The organism is Mycobacterium sp. DL99 (assembly GCF_004762045.1).
Lineage (GTDB): Bacteria > Actinomycetota > Actinomycetes > Mycobacteriales > Mycobacteriaceae > Mycobacterium.
In genome coordinates this window covers 2,249,634-2,266,680 of record NZ_SJOM01000007.1, presented here as the reverse complement: position 1 = coordinate 2,266,680, position 17,047 = coordinate 2,249,634, and the positions used below count along the sequence as shown (strand labels likewise).

Genomic DNA, 17,047 nt, shown 5'->3' with positions numbered 1-17,047 from the left:
GCCACTCACAGATTCACTGTCCCTTCAGTTCGTTCCACGACCCAGCGCACGCCGTTGGCCTGAATCTGCTGACCTTCCAAGTCGATCGCGAGTGCGGCCCATCGCGGCCCGCCCACCGTGTCGATCACCACCTCACCGGCGCCCAGCCACGCGAAGATCGGGCCGACCCGCACCAGGATGGCCTGGCCTCCGTCGGGCGCCCGCAGGAAGAACCCGCCGCGCGGAGTCGTCGGACCGAGCTCCCGCACCCAGTGCTCGACGTAGTCCTCATGCACCCCGGTCTCGATCAGAGTGTCTCCTTCCCAACGCATCTCACCCTCGTCGGGAGCCGGGCCCGACGGCACCAGCTCGACATCACGGCGCCAGGAGAAGACGGTGCCGCGCTGGACCAGCTCACCGCCGAAGCCCCGAGAGTCGACGTAGGCGCTGCCGGCCTGCAACCACGCGATGTCTGTCCCGGTGTCACGTGATCCGTCGGCCTCGATCAGCAAGGTGCGCCGCCACAGTCCGGCACACTCCGCGGCCATCACCGGCTTCATGAGAATTCCTGTTCCAGCCCGTGGGAAACCGGACCGAAGCGCTCGTGAAAGTGCTCGGTCAGCCCGGGCCACACCTCCGGGTCATGGCCGGGAATCAACTGATATCCCTTGTCGCGCGCCAGCTTCTTGAGCTTGCGGATCGGTTCGACCGTTTCCTCGGGATCGACGTCGATGAACCCGCCGATCGGGAGTTCGTGCTCGATGTTCTCCGTGAGATCTGCGGCATCGAACGCGAATACGAACCCGCCGCCGCCGACTGACTCATCGAGCTCCACCGCGAAACTCTGATGCCCCGGCGTGTGTCCGTACGTCGGGATCGCGGTGACGCCGGGTGCGATCGTGGCCTCGCCGTCGGCCAGCCGCCAGTCGATGTTCGGATCGTCGAAGTCCACCCGGACGATCGCATTGCGTTCCGGCTCAGGGTGGTTGGACAGACCGTATTCGAGCTCACGGCGTTGGGCGTGCACCGGGACCTTGCCGGCGAACAGCTTGAGCCCACCGGCATGGTCGTGGTGCAGATGGCTCACCGCGACGGTGTGGATGTCGTCGAAGTCGACTCCGACCTCGGCGAGCCGTTGCTCGATCGGCTCGCCGGGCCCCGGGAGCACCGGTCGGTACTCCACGGTCGGGAAGAACCGGCGATACAACGCGGGGTCACGCACGAGTGCGGTGTTGAACCCCGTGTCGAGCAGCACCCAGCCGCCATCGGTCTGAAGCAGCACGCCCGGAACGGGTTCACGCATGCGCTCCGCGGCCGGCGCTCCGTACACCGACACCGATTTCGGCAGTTCCTCCCAACCCAGGGTGAGCAGAATGATGTGGCGGACTCCGCTCCTGCGGACCAGCGTCGCCATCAGCCCACCGACAGCGCGGCGAGCCGCAACGAATTGGGGTTGGTAACCACGTGGGACTGTTCGACACCCTTGAGCCAGGGCTGGGCCACCATGAAGTCGTTGACGTCGGCGATGTTGAGCCAGCAGCCGGTCTTCACCGCTTCCAGCCCGGCCCGTGAGAACACCGCGGAGTCACCGGTGGGCAGGCCACCGGCCAACGCCTCGGTGACCGGCGGTGCCGAGCAGCCCAGATAATTCAGGCCGCCGTCGGCATCCCACGTGATGTGTCCCCAGGTGTACGGCGACGGGGCGTCGGGCCACGCCAGCGCGGTGAAGATCTCCGGAGCCGATTGACCGTCGGTGCCGACCCAGCCGTAGATTTCTGACGTCGGGTAGGCCTGTACCTTGGCGGTCAATCCTGCAGCGGCAAGTTGTGTCTGAAGCAGATTGCTGACCAGTTGATTGTCTGGATTGCTCGAGTCGTAGCCGATCGTGATCGCTTTCTGGTCGGCGGGCAGTGCCCCTGCGATGCCGCTGAGCACCGACGGATCGTGAGCCACGGCCTGATTGGCGAAGTCCGAGGCCATCATGTTGGGCGGATAGATCTGTCCGGCCACATCACCGCGCCCGAAGTACGTCTGCTTGACCAGCTCGTCGACGTTGATCGCCTGCAGCACCGCAGTGCGGTTCTTGGCGTCGGCCATCATGCCCTTGTGCGGGTTCACGTAAAGGTAGTTGGACATCATGGTCGGCAGCGAGTAATTGGCGAACGCCTTGTTGTCCAGGTACGACTGGACCGCTGACGAGGGCAGGTCATGCAGGATCGCGGCGAGCTGCCCGTTGTTGAACTGGAGTTGTTGGGCCGAAACGTCGGTGATCACCGGCATCTCGACCTTCTCGAAGTACGGCTTGGCACCCCAGTACTCCGGAAATGACGCCAGTGCATAGCGTGATCCGACCTCCGCCGCGGTGAGCGTGTACGGGCCGGTCCCCAGATCGTGATTCGTCAGATAGCTCTGTGCGTGATCGGAGCCCGCGTTCTGCTGCAGGCCCTGAGGACTCAGCATCCTGGGCCCGTAGGCGCACGCCAGGTAGTCGAGGAAGGCCGCGTTGGGCGCCTTCAGCGTGATGGTGACGTCGTAATCACCGTGTGGGGTAACCGATTCCACGTCCTTGACCATGTAGGCCGGCCCCTGATTGACCGCCAGCCTGCGATCGAACGACGCCTTGACAGCCTCCGCGGTGAACGGGGTGCCGTCATGGAACTTGACGCCCTGGCGCAGCTTGAAATCGAACACTCTGTTGTCCGGCGATGCTTTCCACTCGGTGGCCAGCAGAGGTTCCAATACGGGCTTGTCGGTTCCCGCCTGGTACTGCAGCAGCCCCTCGTAGATATTGGTGGTCAGCAGCAGGCCCTGGCCGGCGTAGTAGATGTCAGGGTCGGGTGGCTGACCGGGGTCCTGCAGGAACGAAAGGTGCAGCACCTTGTCGGTCGGTGCCGCGCTGGGTGTGCCGCTCCCGGAATCCGAACCGCCACAGGCGCTCAGCATCAACGCCGCCACCGCACTCACGGCGGCCATGGTCGTCCATCGGTTGATCATCGTGCGGCTCCTTCGAGAACGGGCTGGGACGTGGCGAATTCTGTGAAGGCGGCCAGGATCTCGTCGGAGGTTCGTAGCGCACCGGTCTGCAGGTACTCCATGGCGTCGAGCGCGGCATCGTGCCGGTACTGCGACGACCCGCCCACGCAGTCGGTGACGACGCGCACGTAGAAGTCACGCTGGTGGGCGTCGGCGAAGGTGTAGTGCACACACACGTCGGTGAGTCCGCCGATGAGGATGAGCGTCGACGCCTTGAGACCGGACAGGACGATCTCGAAATCCGTTCCGATGAACCCGGAGTAGCGCCGCTTCACGATGTGGAACTCGTCGGGCAGTGGCCGCAGGGTCGGTTCCAGGTCGGTGCCGGGCTGGCCCTCGACGCAGTGGACGCCCTCGGTGCCGTCTAGCTCGCGGCCGAAGTCGATGCCGCTGGGCCGGTGGACCTCCTGGAAGAACACCACCGGCACATCAGCCGAACGCGCTGCGGCGAGCAGCTTCTCGGCGACGGTGACGCGCTCGGCATGACCGGGCATCACCGGAATCCCGGCGTCCTGGGCCGACATTCCACCGCCCTCCTGTATGTCGACCACGACAAGTACTGGATTACCCACGATGAGTGGCTGTTTGGGCACCTAACCTCCTATTACTGCGATACGGGGATCGGCTGCCGCCTGGAGCAGGTCCACGGCGGTGTTGATGACTACATAGAGCGCACCCAACATCAAGGTGACGCCCGCGATGGCCGGGAAGTCGGCAACCGGGATGCTCTGGGCGATGTACTGGCCGATTCCCGGCCACCCGAAGACCTGCTCGACGACGAGCACGCCCGAGAACATCAGGCCCACTTGAAGACCCGTCATCGACAACGCAGACCCGACGGAGTTGCGCAGCACGTGCCGCGTCATGATCTGGCCCTCCGACAGCCCCTTGGCCCGGGCGGTCCGTGCGTAGTCGCTGTCGATGTCGGTCATCAGGCTGCTGCGCAGTACCCGCCCGATCGCCACGGCCGGGCCGATCGCGATCACGAGGGCCGGCAACATCAGGTGCTGTACGGCATCGGCCACCACGTCGAACCGGCCGTGCAGGAGGCCGTCGACGGTGAGCAGGCCCGTCGGCCCGGTAGGTGGATTCGACACCGCGATGCGCCCATTGGCCGGAACCCAGCCCAACTCCTGGTAGAACACGATCAGCCCGAGGATGCCGAGCAGGAACATCGGCGCCGCGGCACCGGTGAACAGCACCGCCCGAAGCACCTGGGCACCCGGCCATTTCAGCGTGGTGCTGAAGGCCAGCAGGGCCGCCAGCACCAGCGCGATGGCGATCCCGAAGATCGCGAGTTCCAAGGTGGCCGGCAGGAAGCTGCCGAGGTCCGACAACACCGGGTGACGGGTGCGGTAGGAGGTTCCGAGATCACCGGTCACCGCATTGGTCAGGTAGTGCCAGAACTGCACGAGCACCGGCTGGTTCAAGCCGAGTTCCTCGCGTCTGGCGGCGACCGCCTGGGCCGAGGCCTGTGCACCCAACTGCGCCTTCACGGGGTCCAGCGGCGAGACGTGCTGGAGCACGAACATCACTCCGGTAAGGGCGATCAGGATGGCGATCATCGCACCCAGCCGGGAAGCCACGAAAGTCTTCATTCGAATCCTCCTCACTCACCGGTTCTTCATCAGGTTGCGCAGACAGTCCCCGGCGATGTTTCCGACGAGCGCCAGAACCAGGACACCGAGACCCGGCATCACCGGAATCCACCACTGCTGCAGGAAATAACTGAGGTTGCGGGCCGAGTCGGCACCCAGTTCGGGTGCCGGCGCGGCCTGCCCGAGCCCGAGGAACGACAGTGCCGCCACGGTGAGGATCAGGGTGCCCAGATCCAGGCTGGCGGCGACGAGGGCGCTCGGCACCGCACCCGGAAGCAGGTGCCGCGTCGCAAGCCGGAATCGGCTCACCCCAGCGAGTTTGGCGGCCTCGACGTGTGGACGGGCAGCCAGGCGAGCAATCTCGCCGCGTACCAACCTGGCGTAGAACGGCCACCAGACGATCGACACCGCGAACAGGGTGTGCACGAAACTCGGTCCGAGCGCGGCGACTACGGCGATCGCAAGCACCGGGGCGGGCAGGGACAGGAACCCGTCGGTGATGCGCATCAACACCGAGTCGATCCAACCTCCGGACGCGCCGGCGATCAGGCCGATCAACCCGCCGATCGCGAGTCCGGCAGCGACCACGACCAGCGCGGCGAACCAGCTGGAACGGGCGCCGTAGAGAACTCGGGACAGGATGTCGCGGCCGACGCTGTCGGTGCCGAGCAGAAACCCGTTCTTGCCAGGCGCTTGCAGCGGCATGCCCACCGGTGTGAGCGGGTCGTGCGGGGCGATCAGCGGCACCGCGATGACGAGCATCGTCAGCACGATCACCATCGAGAATCCGGCCCAGTTGAGCACCGTGGACCGTGGCCACGACCGCGACAACCACGGGCGTGCACGCCCGCTCGCCAACGTGGGGAACGCAACGGCTATCGCCATCAGACCGCCCGCCTTTCGATACACGCAACGTGATGGGGGTTGCCCGGTGTGCCCTCCAACCGGACGTCGAGTTCGCTACCGCCGCACGCCGGTATCGAGATCGGACATCTCGGGTGGAACGCGCAGCCATCCGGCGGTGACAGTGGGCTGGCGGGCTCGCCTGCCAGTACGCGTGATTCGCGGCCCAGGTCGGGGATCGCGTCGACGAGTGCCCGGGTGTACGGATGGGCCGGGTCGCCGATCACCTGATCTGCGGGTCCGATCTCGACGATGCGACCCAGATACATCACGGCGATCCGGTCGGCCACCACCCGGGCGACGGACAGGTCGTGGGTGACGAAGACGACGGACATGTCCAGACTGCGGCGCAGATCCCCGATCAGGTTGAGGACCGAAGCCGCCAGCGACACGTCGAGCGCGCTGGTCGGCTCGTCGCACAGCAGAACCGACGGTGGCACGACGGTGGCCCGCGCCAGCGAAACCCGTTGGCGCTGCCCGCCGGACAGCTCCCCTGAACGCGCTTTGGCCACCTCGGCCGGCAGACCGACCCGTTCGAGTACCTCCGCCACGGCGGTGCGGCGCTGAGCCGCCGGCATCTTGGTGCCGCGCAACCGCTCGGCGATCAACTCACCGACCGACAGCCATGGTGTCAGTGAGGCGCCCGCGTCCTGGAAGACCATCTGTGGTCGTTGACCGCCGGCCACCTGGACGGATCCCGAGGTCGGACTCTCCAGCCCGGCGATGATTCGCAACAGTGTGGACTTGCCTGAGCCGCTCTCCCCGACCAGGGCCACGGACTCGCCCTGGCGCACACGCATGGTCACGCCGCGCAGCGCGTGCAGCTTTCCGTGATTGTCGGCCGAACGATCCAGCCATCGTCGCGACACCGCGAACGTCTTGGCGACATTGGCCAGCGCCACGGCCGGTGGCTGCTCGGCGCTGTCCGCCACCTTGGCCGGGAACAAATCTGCGGCCTTCGCTGTCGAGGGCCCTACCACGCCGGCGATGTCCGCCATCGGCCGGACACACGCACTGACTCGTTGGGGCGCAACGACAACGGGCTCCGGTAGCGACGTTGAACAGCCCCCGGAGGCCACGGCACACCGCGGCTCGAAGGCACATCCGGGCAACGGCGAGGCCGGGCTGGGCACCGAGCCGGGCAGCGCGGCGAGCTTCCGGTTACGTGCGGTATCCAGGGTGAGCCGGCTGCCGAGCAGTCCTTTGGTGTAGGGATGGGCCGGGTTGGCCAGCACCTCGGCGGCGGGGCCGATCTCGGCTATGCGCCCCGCGTAGAGCACCGCGATGCGATCCGAGATCTGCGCAGCAACGCCCAGGTCGTGGGTGATCAGCACGATGCTGCAACCGATCTCGTCCCGCAGCCGCTGCAGCAGCCGCAACACCTGGGCTTGAACGGTGACATCGAGCGCTGTGGTCGGTTCGTCGGCGATGACGAGTTCGGGGTCCCCCGCGACCGCCATCGCAATCATCACGCGCTGACGCAGCCCGCCGGAGAGTTCGTGCGGATATGCCCGCATCCGGCGCTTGGGCTCCGGAATACCGACCGCGGTGAGCAGGCGCAGCGCCTCTTGCTCGCTGCCGGCCGCCTCGGCCACCTGCTTGCCGATACGCATGGTCGGGTTGAGCGAGGTCATCGGATCCTGGAACACCGCGCCCAGGTCGAGGCGGCGCACCTTGCGCAACGCCTTGGTTCCGCCGTTCACCATGTCGGAGTTCACCACCCGGACCGACCCGCCGATCTTGGCGCTCTTGGCCAGCAGGCCGAGCATCGTGAACCCCAGAACGGTTTTGCCGGAACCGGATTCACCGACCAGACCAACGATCTCCCCCGGGGCGATGGTGAGGGAGACTCCGCGCAGCGCGTGGATGTCGCGGCCATTGCGACGAAAGGTGACGTGTAGGTCGTCGATGGTGGCAACCGGCTGTGGCGGTGAGAGTGACGTCGGCTCAGCGTGTATCGCCGAGTCGTCAGTCGCGGGGTCATCTGCGCCGAGATCCGCGGGGAAGGTCATGTCGATCGTGACCTCAGCCATCGTGGGCCTCCCAGAAGCGATTTGGCTGTTCCGCGTCACCACCCTGTGCCGCAGCCTGTCGAGCGACAGTTTTCCCCGGCGGCGGCGTCACTGGGTGTCACAGGCGTTAATGAGGTGTAAAGGAATTGACGGGCCCGGTAACCGTCACGTGTCGCGCGTTTCTATCGAGTGACCGATACCCCCTGCGCTGGCTGTTCGCGGCTGAAGAGCCAACCATGGCCCTATGGCAGGAAGACCACGGGTACACGCCCAGCGTCGGCAGGGGCACACCGCTCGTGACGAAATCCTCGACGCCGCAGGGGAATTGTTCACCGCAACCGGCTACGCGGGTACTTCGACGCGGGCGATCGCCGAGGCGGTCGGTGTCCGCCAGGCATCCCTGTACCACTACTTCAAGACCAAGGACGACATCTTGTGCGCACTGCTCGAGCAGACCGTTGCGCCGACCCTCGAGTTCATCCCGAGCCTGCTGGGCACCGAACCCGCTTTGACCGCCGATGAACATCTGCACGCATTGGCGGCGTTCGACGGCGCGCAACTGATGTCCGGGAGGTGGAACCTCGGTGCGCTCTACCTGCTGCCCGAATTGCGTGAAGCCAAGCTCGAACCGTTCTGGTCGGACCGGGAGCGGTTACGGCTGCACTATCTGTCTGTGAGTCGCGCACTGAGCCGGCGGACCGGCGTTCACGAAGCAGCCGCCGACCTCCCGTTCCGGCTCGTCGAATCGTTGGTCAACGTGTGGTCGATGCCGCCCGGTCCGAAACGTTCCGATATGCCGTTCCACGTGGCGGATGCCTGCATGCGCGTCCTGGGCATTCCTGACGATGCGGCCGCAGCCCTGCGTTCTCGTAGCCACCGGGAGATCGACAGGCATAACAGGAACAGCGCATCCGACCCGTAGTCTGCATTGCATGTTCCACGTCCTCACCACGACTTACGTGCAACCCATCGACGTCGTCGACCAGACCCGCCCCGCGCACGTCGCGTGGCTCAAGGAGGAAGTGGCCGCGGGCCGCATCCTGTTGGCCGGACGTCTGGAATCAGCGACCGGCGCGGTCCTGGTCACTGGGGACCTCAGCGAAGAGGAGGTAGAGGACGTCATCGCCCGCGACCCCTACAGCCTGGCCGGGCTCATTCGCTGCGAGCGCGTGTCCTTCAACGGGTCGGTCCGCGCACCCGGGTTGTGACCCGCGCCCGGCTTCGATCGGGGAGATTTGTCACACCGGCGGCGGGACTATCGCCGCTGCCTGCGTCGTTGCATCTACGAGCCTGCCGCTCAGGCAGTATTCAGTTAACCGGACTAACCTTTTCCGGGATACGCACAGACGACGAGCAAAGAGGGCTTTGATGAGCACTGTTTATGCCTATGCCGCCAATTCGGCGACCGAACCGCTGGCCAAGACCACCATCACCCGCCGTGAAGTAGGGCCTCATGACGTGGCCTTCGACATCCATTTCGCAGGCATCTGTCACTCCGACATCCACACCGTGAAGGGCGAGTGGGGCACCCCCAACTACCCCGTGGTGGCCGGTCATGAGATCGCCGGCGTGGTGACCGCCGTGGGCTCGGAGGTCACCAAGTACAAGGTCGGCGACCATGTCGGTGTCGGCTGCTTCGTCGACTCCTGTCGGGAGTGCGACAACTGCAAGGCCGGGCTGGAGCAGTACTGCACCGGCGGCGGCATGATCGGCACCTACAACGCGACCGGGCGCGACGGCACCCCGACCTACGGCGGCTACAGCGGCGCGATCGTCGTCGACGAGAACTACGTCCTGCGCATCCCCGATTCGATTCCTCTGGACAAGGCCGCTCCCCTGCTGTGCGCCGGCGTCACGCTGTTCTCACCGCTGCGCCACTGGAACGCCGGGCCAGGCAAGAAGATCGCCGTGATCGGCCTCGGCGGCCTGGGCCACATGGGAGTCAAGCTCGCACACGCGATGGGCGCGCACGTCACCGTGCTGTCACAGTCGCTGAAGAAGATGGAAGACGGCCTGCGACTGGGCGCCGACGAGTACTACGCGACCAGCGACCCGGACACCTTCCGCAAGCTGGCCGGCAGCTTCGACCTCATCCTCAACACCGTGTCGGCCAATCTCGACCTCGGCGCCTACCTGGGCCTGCTCAAGACCGACGGCACGCTGGTGGAGCTCGGAGCGCCGGAGAAGCCGCTGGTGGTGCCGTTCTTCCCGCTCGGCGCCTACCGCCGCAGCCTGTCCGGTTCGATGATCGGCGGCATCCCGGAGACCCAGGAGATGCTCGACTTCTGCGCCGAGCACAACGTGACCCCCGAGATCGAGGTCATCCAGCCCGATTACATCAACGAGGCCTACGAGCGGGTGCTGGCCAGTGATGTGCGGTACCGCTTCGTGATCGACACCGCCTCGCTGCGCGGCTAGTCAGTACCAGGAGCTGCGCCGTCGTGGCCGGCGTCGGACACCAGGTCGACGCCGGCGAGCGGCCAGCCCGCAGCGGCCAGTTTGGCCGCCACCCGCTGAATGTTCTCCGGACCGGCGTCGTGGTCGGTGACTTCGGCGATGAATTCCGCGATGTCGTCGCGGTCGATGGGATGGTCGACGTCGGCAGGTGCCGCAGCCTCAGCGAGGTTGCGCACCACCTCGGCCACCTGTTCCTCGGTCAGCGGGGTGGCCCGCAGCAGCGCGAGCAGAGGCACGCGATCGGTGCCCGGCACGCCTTCCGGGTAGCCGGCGCGCAGCCAGTTCAGGACCGAGATCAGCAGCGACTTTGTTGACACCCGACTAAGTTTCGCGGTTGCGAGGCCGACCCACCACTGGAGGAGCCGACAGTTGGGCGGCCATTCATTCGTGGTTCACCGCCAAATACAATCCCGCTGAGCGCAACCGGTGACCGTCCACCGCTGTCCCGGCATTCTCGGCGCAGTGACCCGTGTGATCCGTTTCAACGCTTTTGACATGAACTGCGTCGCCCACCAGTCGCCGGGCTTGTGGCGTCATCCAGACGATCAGTCCTGGCGCTACAAAGACATCACCTACTGGACCGAGCTGGCGAAGTTGTTGGAACGCGGGCGTTTTGACGGCCTGTTCATCGCGGACGTGCTGGGCACCTACGACGTGTACGGGGCCAGCGACGAAGCGGCGATCCGTCAGGCCGCCCAGATCCCGGTCGGCGACCCGATGCTGCTGGTATCGGCGATGGCGCTGGTCACCGAGAATCTGGGGTTCGGAATCACCACCGGTACCGGATTCGAGCATCCGTATCCGTTCGCCCGGCGGATGTCGACGCTCGACCATCTGACCAACGGCCGGGTCGGCTGGAACATCGTCACCGGGTATCTTCCTGCGGCAGCACGCAATATGGGCCAGACCGACCAACCGGCGCACGATGCCCGCTACGACCATGCCGACGAGTACCTCGAGGTGCTCTACAAGTTGTGGGAGGGCTCCTGGGAGGACGACGCGGTGGTGCGCGACGCCGAACGCGGAGTCTTCACCGACCCGGCCAAGGTGCACCATATCGGTCATTCCGGCACTCATTTCAGCGTCCCCGGGGTGCATCTGGCCGAACCGTCGCTGCAGCGCACGCCGGTCATCTACCAGGCCGGTTCCTCGCCGCGCGGGGTCCGCTTCGCCGCGGAGAACGCCGAGGCGATCTTCACCGCCGCTCCCACCAAAGCCCTTCTGCGCGAAACAGTTTCCACGATACGGGCCGAGCTTGAGTTGGCGGGCCGGGATCCGTACTCGGCCAAGATATTCAACCTCACGACCATCATCACCGGCGAGACCGACGAAGAAGCCCACGCCAGGCACGCCGAGTATCTGGCCTACGGCGATCCCGAGGGCGCACTGGTGTTCATGTCCGGGTGGATGGGCGTGGATCTGGCCCGTTACGGCCTCGACGAACCGATCGGCAATGTCGATTCCAACGCAATCCTGTCCGCGGTCAAGGCATTTCAGTCCGCTTCGGACAAGGGCGGTGAGTGGAATGTGCGGGATATCGCCGAGTGGGGTGAAATCGGCGGCATGGGGCCGCGCATCGTCGGGTCGGGTGTGCACGTCGCCGATACCCTGCAGGAGTGGGTCGAGGAGACCGACGTCGACGGCTTCAACCTGGCCTATGCGATCACGCCGGGATCCTTCTCGGAATTCATCGAGCACGTCGTTCCGGTCCTCACCGAGCGCGGTGCCTACCAGCCGGCATACGCGCCGGGCAGTCTGCGCAACAAGCTGCTGGGGCACGGCGATCGCCTGGCCGATGAGCATCGCGGTGCCAGTTACCGCGTGGGAGGGCAGAATTCGACCATCATCGAACGCCCGTCGACTCTGCCGTCCTCGTCAGCATCGACGGCTGCCCAGCCCGCGCGGGGCCGCTGACTCAGCGCGGCGCGGCCTGGACGTTGGTGGGCTGCGACCCCAACGTCGACGGTGGCAGTTCGGTCTGTTCCACGCCGGGGGTGCCAAGCTGACCGGCCAGCCACGGTAGGGCGGCGCCAAACGCGTTGGCGGCGAATGCCCAGTCGTGGCGGCCCGGCGCGGTCTGCACCGAGCACGTGATGGCGTCCGCGCGGGCCGCGCCGCACAGCGTGCTCGCGGCGACGTCCTGAGCCTCGGGATTCGCCGTGGGATCGTGCGTGTTCGCACCACGCTGCGAGATCGGCACCTCGAACCACGCCGTGACATCGGAGTACGGGCCGTGGCGGCGCATGATGGTGACCGGGTCGTAGGCCGCCCACGCGTCGGCGTCCCCACCGAAGAGCCGGTTGATCGTCTGCGTCTTGTCGCCGGTGTTGGGTCGCAGGTCCCCAGCGATGTCGATGAATGACCTGAACATATCCGGGTGCATCAGGGTCAGGTCCACCGCGCAGGTACCACCCATCGACCAGCCTGCGATCCCCCACCCGTCACGATCGGGGCGCACACCGAAGTTCGAGATGAGATACGGAACAACGTCTTTGGTCAGGTGGTCGGCGGCATTGCCCCGGACGCCGTTGACGCACTCGGTGTCGTTGGTGAATGAGCCGGTGGCATCGACGAATACGAACACCGGCGCGTTGCCGTCGTGGGCGGCCGCGAAGCCGTCGAGGATGCCCAGCACGTTACCTGCGCGTAGCCAGTCGGCTGGGGTGTTCAGTTGCGAGCCGATCATCATCACGGCCGGAAGTTGCGGCGGCGGATTGCCGGCGAACCAGGCCGGCGGCAGGTAGACGAGTTCACCGCGGTGGCTGAACCCCGAATCCGTCGAGTCGATGGTGACCGGGACCAGAACGCCGCTTGTCGGCCGGAAGTGGGCGAGCTGCATCTTCGTCACGGTCAACCGGTCCGTCTGCCCCGGCAGTGGGCTCGAGGTGAGCTGCTTCCACGCGGCGTCCACAGTCGGGAAATATCCGACCCAGATGTTCAGTGTCAGCACACAGGCCAGCCCGCAAACCCCGACCGCCGCGACCGACGCGGTCCGTCGCCACCATCGGGCACTCACCCAACCCAGCAACGCAACCCCGGCGGCCAGCGCGGTCAATGCGATCCAGACCCACAGCTCCGGTGGCCCGGCGTTGCCCGCTACCCCGATCGAGTCGATATACCAGTAGGTCACGGCCGCCAGCACCGCCGCCGTGACCACGAGCGCCGGCAGCAACCTACGGCGCCAGCGCGGCGAGCGCCAGCCCACCGCGGCTCCCAGCAGCAGGGCCGCGATCGCCTGCACGGCAAATGGGAACCAGCCGTGGATCAGCGAGATCTGTGCAATGAGCTGGTACATCAGCTCATTTCCTATCAACGCCAGCTGTCAACTCGCTGAGTGGTTTCTGCATGGGCAGGTGCACGCCACGACGTCGTCATCGCCCGCCGTCCCGGCCGGAACCGCCGGTGCGGTGGGTATTTCTGATCCAATCACGTTGCGACGCAACCAAATCCAACAACGCGTCCCGGGGGGCCGTGGTCGGTAGGACCGCGCACCTCCACGCCTGGGAGCCTCTGCAGGCTCCGGTACTACCAGCGAAAGTGTGACTCTCAGATCACGCCGGATATCTCGGCTTCCAGCGGGATGTTGCAGCGATTGCGCAGGTCCAGCGCCGGCGCCCGGATCGCGTCGAGCTCGGCGCGTACCTGCGGATTCTGGTTGAGGTAGTCCTTCGTCTGCGCGGCTGTCGCCGACTTGCTCTGCCCCTGCAGCCCGGTGAAGAACGCGTTGACGTCCGGGTGGGTGAACAAGTAGCCGGTCATGTTTGTCGAAACACTTGCCATCACGGCGGTCACGTCAGCAGTTGTGCAGTTCGGCGCCTCGGCGGAGGCGGTTGCCGACGCGCTCAGGATTACCGCCGCCGTTCCCAGTGCCGCCGCGGTGGCACGGCCAAGCGATTGCATTGCAGGCTTCATGCGACTCCATCAATCATCGGTTCCGGTTTACGAGCTGCGGTTAATGTTTGCATGCAACCATATCGTGCGTGACAATCAGGTGCACGGATCGAGATAACCAGCGGGTCAGCAGGTGTCGTGGATGTGGTTCGCGCCAAAACGGAAGGTGTCGTCGCAAATGCCGCATGTTCGTAAGGTTCTGATTGGGAGTGCTGCGGTGGTCGGTGCGGCTGTTGCACTGCTGGGCGCGCCGAACGCCGGCGCCGATCCCTCACTGCTGCCGCAATGCCAGGTGACCGGTGGCAGCTCGGTAGCTGGTGGGCAGACCACCGAGTGCGCATCCGAAGGCAATACCCAAATCGACGCCACCCCAGGGGTGTACCCCGGCGAGGATGAGTTCTACGGCTTCCCCGGTTTCGGCTTCATCTGATCGCGAATCGCCAACTGTTCAACCTTGTTGTACCGCAGCGTGTTTACACGACTGCCCTGGTTGATGGTCGCACGTGAGCCGGTTCGGCGGTGAAAGCCCGCCCCACCCGAGAAACAGCTGAACCGGCACGGGTCGAGTGTTACGCAGCGTCAGCGCCTGGCATGGTGAAAGACGCTCTGGTGGCACCGTCACGCTTCGTGTGGTTGTAACACTTGCCATGCGGGCAGGAAGTGTAGGTAGTGTGCTGATACGTCGATGCTTGGGGTTGGCGGCTCTCGCGATCGCCTCGTCGTTGCTTGCGATGGGACCCGCTGTTGCAGCGCGGGCCGCTGCCGAGCCGGTGCCCCCCAAAGACCCAGGAACAACGGCGGAGACGGTCAGCGTTGCCGTCCATCAACTAGAGCCGTTTGTGATGCGAACCAGCAGCGGGGAACTCACTGGGTTCAGCATCGATCTGTGGGACGAAGTTGCCAAACGTGTGGGATGGACAACCGACTACCTGACCACTGATGATGTCCGCGGGCAGCTGGCGGCGGTGACTGCCCGACGTGCTGATGTCGCGGTCGGCGGAATTTCACTGACGGCGCAGCGCGAACAGTCGTTCGACTTCACCCAACCGACCCTGGACGCGGGATTGCAGATCATCGTCCCGGTGCAGGACACCCGGCCTTCGGTGCCTGGGTTGGGCGGCTATCTTGACCTGCTGCTGTCGCGCACGATGCTGGTCTGGCTCGCTGCCGCGGTGGTGGTCAGTGTTGTTCCCGCCCATGTTTTCTGGCTGGTGGAGCGGCGACGCACTGAACGGCCCGTGGTGTCGCGGTCGTACTTCCCGGGCATTTTTCAGGCGTTCGGCTGGGGAATGGGTTCGCTGGTCGGACGCCAGAGCGTCTCGGCCACCCAAACGATCACCAAAGCGCTGGCGATCCTGTGGGGTTTTGCCGCAATCGTGTTCGTTTCGTTTTACTCGGCCAACCTCAGCGCGACCCTGACCGTGGCAAAGCTGGACGCGAAAATCACCGGTCCGGCTGATCTTTACGAGAAATCCGTGGCTACGGTGCACGGGACGACGGCGGCGGACTTCCTTCACTCGATGGGCATTGACGCTACCGAGACATCCACCATCGAGGAGTCGTACCACTTACTGCGCGAAGAGGGCTATGACGCTGTCGTTTTCGATGCCCCGGTGCTGCGTTACTACGTCGCTCACCGCGGTGAAGGCGTCGCAGTCACGGCCGGTCCGGTATTCCAAGACGAGAACCAGGGCTTTGTCATCAGCACCAACAGCCCATTGCGTAAACCGATCGATCAGGCCTTGTTTCGCATGCGCGAAGACGGAACCTACAACCTGATCAAAGAGAAGTGGTTCGGCGACGACGTCGCAACCGCCGCCGGCGCCAGCTGAAACCAAATCCGGCTAATTGGCCCAAACAGCCACTCCGAGCACGATCCCCGCGATCATGCCGCCGGCCGCCGCGGCGATTGCGATAGGCGCGAAGCGTTCCTTCTTCGTGAGGCCGACCGCTCCGAGAATAAGGCCGGCCGGCCCGAACAGGATCGGGCAGAACAGCACGGAGACACCCGCGCATACAAAGGCAATGATCGAGAAGAGATTGGACGACGCGGACCCGTTCGCATATTGAGCTTGTGGCGGTAGCGGATACTGCGCGTGCACATCCGGTTGCGGATACGGCGGCGGCGGCGAATACGACGCGTGAGCGGGTAGCGGCGGATATTGCATCTGTGCCATCGGTGGCGGTGGTTGCAGTGGCGGTGGAGTGGGTTGTGGGTAGGCCGGTTGAGGGTTCGACCCGGATTTCATCCGCTGTTCTGGAGTCCACTGTTGGCCGTCCCAGCGGCGTTCGGAGTTGGGTGACCCGTCCGGGTCGTCATACCAGCCTGGCGGCATGGGCACCGTCATCGATAGGTCCTCCCCGGTTCGGACTGCAGAGATCTCGACGGGAGAATAGCGCGCCCGCCCGTCACCGACGGCCAAGTTGCATCAACCGAATTGGGGCACACGTATACAGCCCACGGCCAAGTCGACACCAGATCCGTCGATCGGGACAAAAGAACGGCGTGATCATCGGTGCGGACGGATCGACCAGATTCGAGAGCACGCCACTTGCGACGGTTGCCGGGCCAGGCACGTTAACGCCCCGGTGTTACTGCGTGCCTCGATGTGACGTCATAAGGTGAACCGATGCGCAGGAGACTTCTGATGGCTTTGGTGAGCGCGGCGGTCGGCGCCGGCCTCTGCATCCCGGGCGTGGCTGCAGCGGACCCGCCCCCGCCTCCGCCCCCACCGCCGCTCAATCTCAATGCGCTTACGCCGGTGAAGCCGTCGGACTTCGCGATGCAGAACGGCGAGTACTACGCATTCGCGGTGCCGGGCGATATCGCGTGCGCCATCAGCCGCAAGTCGGGCAATTACGGTTGCAGTGGCCCGCTGCCCGCAGCACCAGATGGGGCCAACGCGGTCACCGGCGCGCAACAGGGGTTGCCCACGTTCGTCAGCGACAACCGGCCGCTGTTCGTGTTCGACGGGCTGCCGAACCGGCTGCTGCCCGGATCACGCATCAGCTTCCGCAATGTGACGTGTGGGACCGACGGCACGGTGACGATGTGCAGCAACTCGTTTGACGGGGCTGGGTTCGTCCTCAGCCCGGCGAGCAGCCATGTCCTCGATCCGAACAATCCGCTGCTGCTCAACACCGGCGAGGGACGCAACCCGTACGCCAACTAGT

19 protein-coding genes and 1 pseudogene are annotated in these 17,047 nt (G+C 65.5%); 8 read left to right on the top strand and 12 right to left on the bottom strand.

Features of this window, described 5'->3' with window-relative positions:
• Positions 1 to 5: 5 nt before the first annotated feature.
• From EYZ64_RS11395 to EYZ64_RS11365, 7 genes are read right to left on the bottom strand one after another with little or no spacing between them, the layout of a single operon-like run.
• Complete coding sequence (locus tag EYZ64_RS11395) at positions 6 to 539, bottom strand: hypothetical protein (RefSeq protein WP_135453534.1); 534 nt, start codon at positions 537 to 539, stop codon at positions 6 to 8.
• Complete coding sequence (locus EYZ64_RS11390; protein WP_135453533.1) at positions 536 to 1,393, bottom strand: N-acyl homoserine lactonase family protein; 858 nt, start codon at positions 1,391 to 1,393, stop codon at positions 536 to 538. The genes EYZ64_RS11395 and EYZ64_RS11390 overlap by 4 nt, the downstream gene beginning before the upstream one ends.
• Positions 1,393 to 2,973, bottom strand: a complete 1,581-nt coding sequence (locus EYZ64_RS11385) for an ABC transporter substrate-binding protein (protein ID WP_135453532.1) — start codon at positions 2,971 to 2,973, stop codon at positions 1,393 to 1,395. The genes EYZ64_RS11390 and EYZ64_RS11385 overlap by 1 nt, the downstream gene beginning before the upstream one ends.
• Positions 2,970 to 3,605, bottom strand: a complete 636-nt coding sequence (locus EYZ64_RS11380) for a cysteine hydrolase family protein (protein WP_135453531.1) — start codon at positions 3,603 to 3,605, stop codon at positions 2,970 to 2,972. The genes EYZ64_RS11385 and EYZ64_RS11380 overlap by 4 nt, the downstream gene beginning before the upstream one ends.
• The gene (locus EYZ64_RS11375) at positions 3,606 to 4,610 is read right to left on the bottom strand and encodes an ABC transporter permease (RefSeq protein ID WP_135453530.1); all 1,005 of its coding nucleotides are present in this window, start codon (positions 4,608 to 4,610) and stop codon (positions 3,606 to 3,608) included. It lies immediately after the preceding gene.
• Positions 4,611 to 4,625: 15 nt separating this feature from the next.
• Entirely contained in the window at positions 4,626 to 5,495 is an 870-nt protein-coding gene (locus EYZ64_RS11370; RefSeq protein ID WP_135453529.1) for an ABC transporter permease, read from the bottom strand.
• Complete coding sequence (locus tag EYZ64_RS11365) at positions 5,495 to 7,546, bottom strand: dipeptide ABC transporter ATP-binding protein (RefSeq protein ID WP_286174782.1); 2,052 nt, start codon at positions 7,544 to 7,546, stop codon at positions 5,495 to 5,497. The genes EYZ64_RS11370 and EYZ64_RS11365 overlap by 1 nt, the downstream gene beginning before the upstream one ends.
• 223 nt (positions 7,547 to 7,769) lie before the next feature.
• Here EYZ64_RS11365 and EYZ64_RS11360 point away from each other — a divergent pair, with 223 nt between their 5' ends.
• The 3 genes from EYZ64_RS11360 (at position 7,770) to EYZ64_RS11350 (ending at position 9,943) form a co-directional block, all read left to right on the top strand.
• Positions 7,770 to 8,447 carry a TetR/AcrR family transcriptional regulator gene (locus EYZ64_RS11360; RefSeq protein WP_135453528.1) on the top strand — a complete coding sequence of 226 codons (678 nt, stop codon included), beginning with the start codon at positions 7,770 to 7,772 and terminating at the stop codon, positions 8,445 to 8,447.
• A gap of 10 nt (positions 8,448 to 8,457) precedes the next feature.
• A complete protein-coding gene (locus EYZ64_RS11355) occupies positions 8,458 to 8,733 on the top strand; it encodes a YciI family protein (protein ID WP_135453527.1) in 276 nt (91 codons plus the stop codon).
• 160 nt (positions 8,734 to 8,893) lie between these two features.
• Positions 8,894 to 9,943 (top strand): NAD(P)-dependent alcohol dehydrogenase, encoded by a 1,050-nt coding sequence (locus EYZ64_RS11350; protein WP_135453526.1) that lies wholly within the window; start codon positions 8,894 to 8,896, stop codon positions 9,941 to 9,943.
• On the opposite strand, the gene EYZ64_RS11345 is transcribed toward EYZ64_RS11350, so the two are convergent.
• The gene (locus EYZ64_RS11345) at positions 9,940 to 10,299 is read right to left on the bottom strand and encodes a DUF3349 domain-containing protein (protein ID WP_135453525.1); all 360 of its coding nucleotides are present in this window, start codon (positions 10,297 to 10,299) and stop codon (positions 9,940 to 9,942) included. The genes EYZ64_RS11350 and EYZ64_RS11345 overlap by 4 nt on opposite strands.
• 145 nt (positions 10,300 to 10,444) lie before the next feature.
• On the opposite strand from EYZ64_RS11345, the gene EYZ64_RS11340 reads away from it, so the two are divergent.
• A complete protein-coding gene (locus EYZ64_RS11340; RefSeq protein ID WP_135453524.1) occupies positions 10,445 to 11,896 on the top strand; it encodes an LLM class flavin-dependent oxidoreductase in 1,452 nt (483 codons plus the stop codon).
• A gap of 1 nt (position 11,897) precedes the next feature.
• Here EYZ64_RS11340 and EYZ64_RS11335 read toward each other — a convergent pair whose 3' ends face one another.
• Positions 11,898 to 13,277: an alpha/beta hydrolase gene (locus EYZ64_RS11335; RefSeq protein WP_135453523.1), complete on the bottom strand. Its 1,380-nt coding sequence runs from the start codon at positions 13,275 to 13,277 to the stop codon at positions 11,898 to 11,900.
• A gap of 251 nt (positions 13,278 to 13,528) precedes the next feature.
• The gene (locus tag EYZ64_RS11330; protein ID WP_353653676.1) at positions 13,529 to 13,741 is read right to left on the bottom strand and encodes a hemophore-related protein; all 213 of its coding nucleotides are present in this window, start codon (positions 13,739 to 13,741) and stop codon (positions 13,529 to 13,531) included.
• On the opposite strand from EYZ64_RS11330, the gene EYZ64_RS32400 reads away from it, so the two are divergent.
• The 3 genes from EYZ64_RS32400 (at position 13,740) to EYZ64_RS11320 (ending at position 15,705) form a co-directional block, all read left to right on the top strand.
• A complete protein-coding gene (locus tag EYZ64_RS32400; protein WP_286175363.1) occupies positions 13,740 to 13,991 on the top strand; it encodes a hypothetical protein in 252 nt (83 codons plus the stop codon). The genes EYZ64_RS11330 and EYZ64_RS32400 overlap by 2 nt on opposite strands.
• 60 nt (positions 13,992 to 14,051) lie before the next feature.
• Positions 14,052 to 14,303: a hypothetical protein gene (locus EYZ64_RS11325; RefSeq protein ID WP_135453521.1), complete on the top strand. Its 252-nt coding sequence runs from the start codon at positions 14,052 to 14,054 to the stop codon at positions 14,301 to 14,303.
• 265 nt (positions 14,304 to 14,568) lie between these two features.
• Entirely contained in the window at positions 14,569 to 15,705 is a 1,137-nt protein-coding gene (locus tag EYZ64_RS11320; protein ID WP_286174781.1) for a transporter substrate-binding domain-containing protein, read from the top strand.
• A gap of 12 nt (positions 15,706 to 15,717) precedes the next feature.
• Here EYZ64_RS11320 and EYZ64_RS32395 read toward each other — a convergent pair whose 3' ends face one another.
• Positions 15,718 to 16,050, bottom strand: coding sequence for a hypothetical protein (locus EYZ64_RS32395; protein WP_286174780.1), 333 nt, complete (start codon positions 16,048 to 16,050; stop codon positions 15,718 to 15,720).
• Positions 16,051 to 16,113: 63 nt separating this feature from the next.
• Positions 16,114 to 16,209, bottom strand: a pseudogene (locus EYZ64_RS32655) (DUF2510 domain-containing protein); the annotation flags it as partial.
• 294 nt (positions 16,210 to 16,503) lie between these two features.
• Here EYZ64_RS32655 and EYZ64_RS11310 point away from each other — a divergent pair.
• Positions 16,504 to 17,046, top strand: coding sequence for a hypothetical protein (locus EYZ64_RS11310; protein WP_135453520.1), 543 nt, complete (start codon positions 16,504 to 16,506; stop codon positions 17,044 to 17,046).
• The last annotated feature ends 1 nt before the right edge of the window (position 17,047 follow it).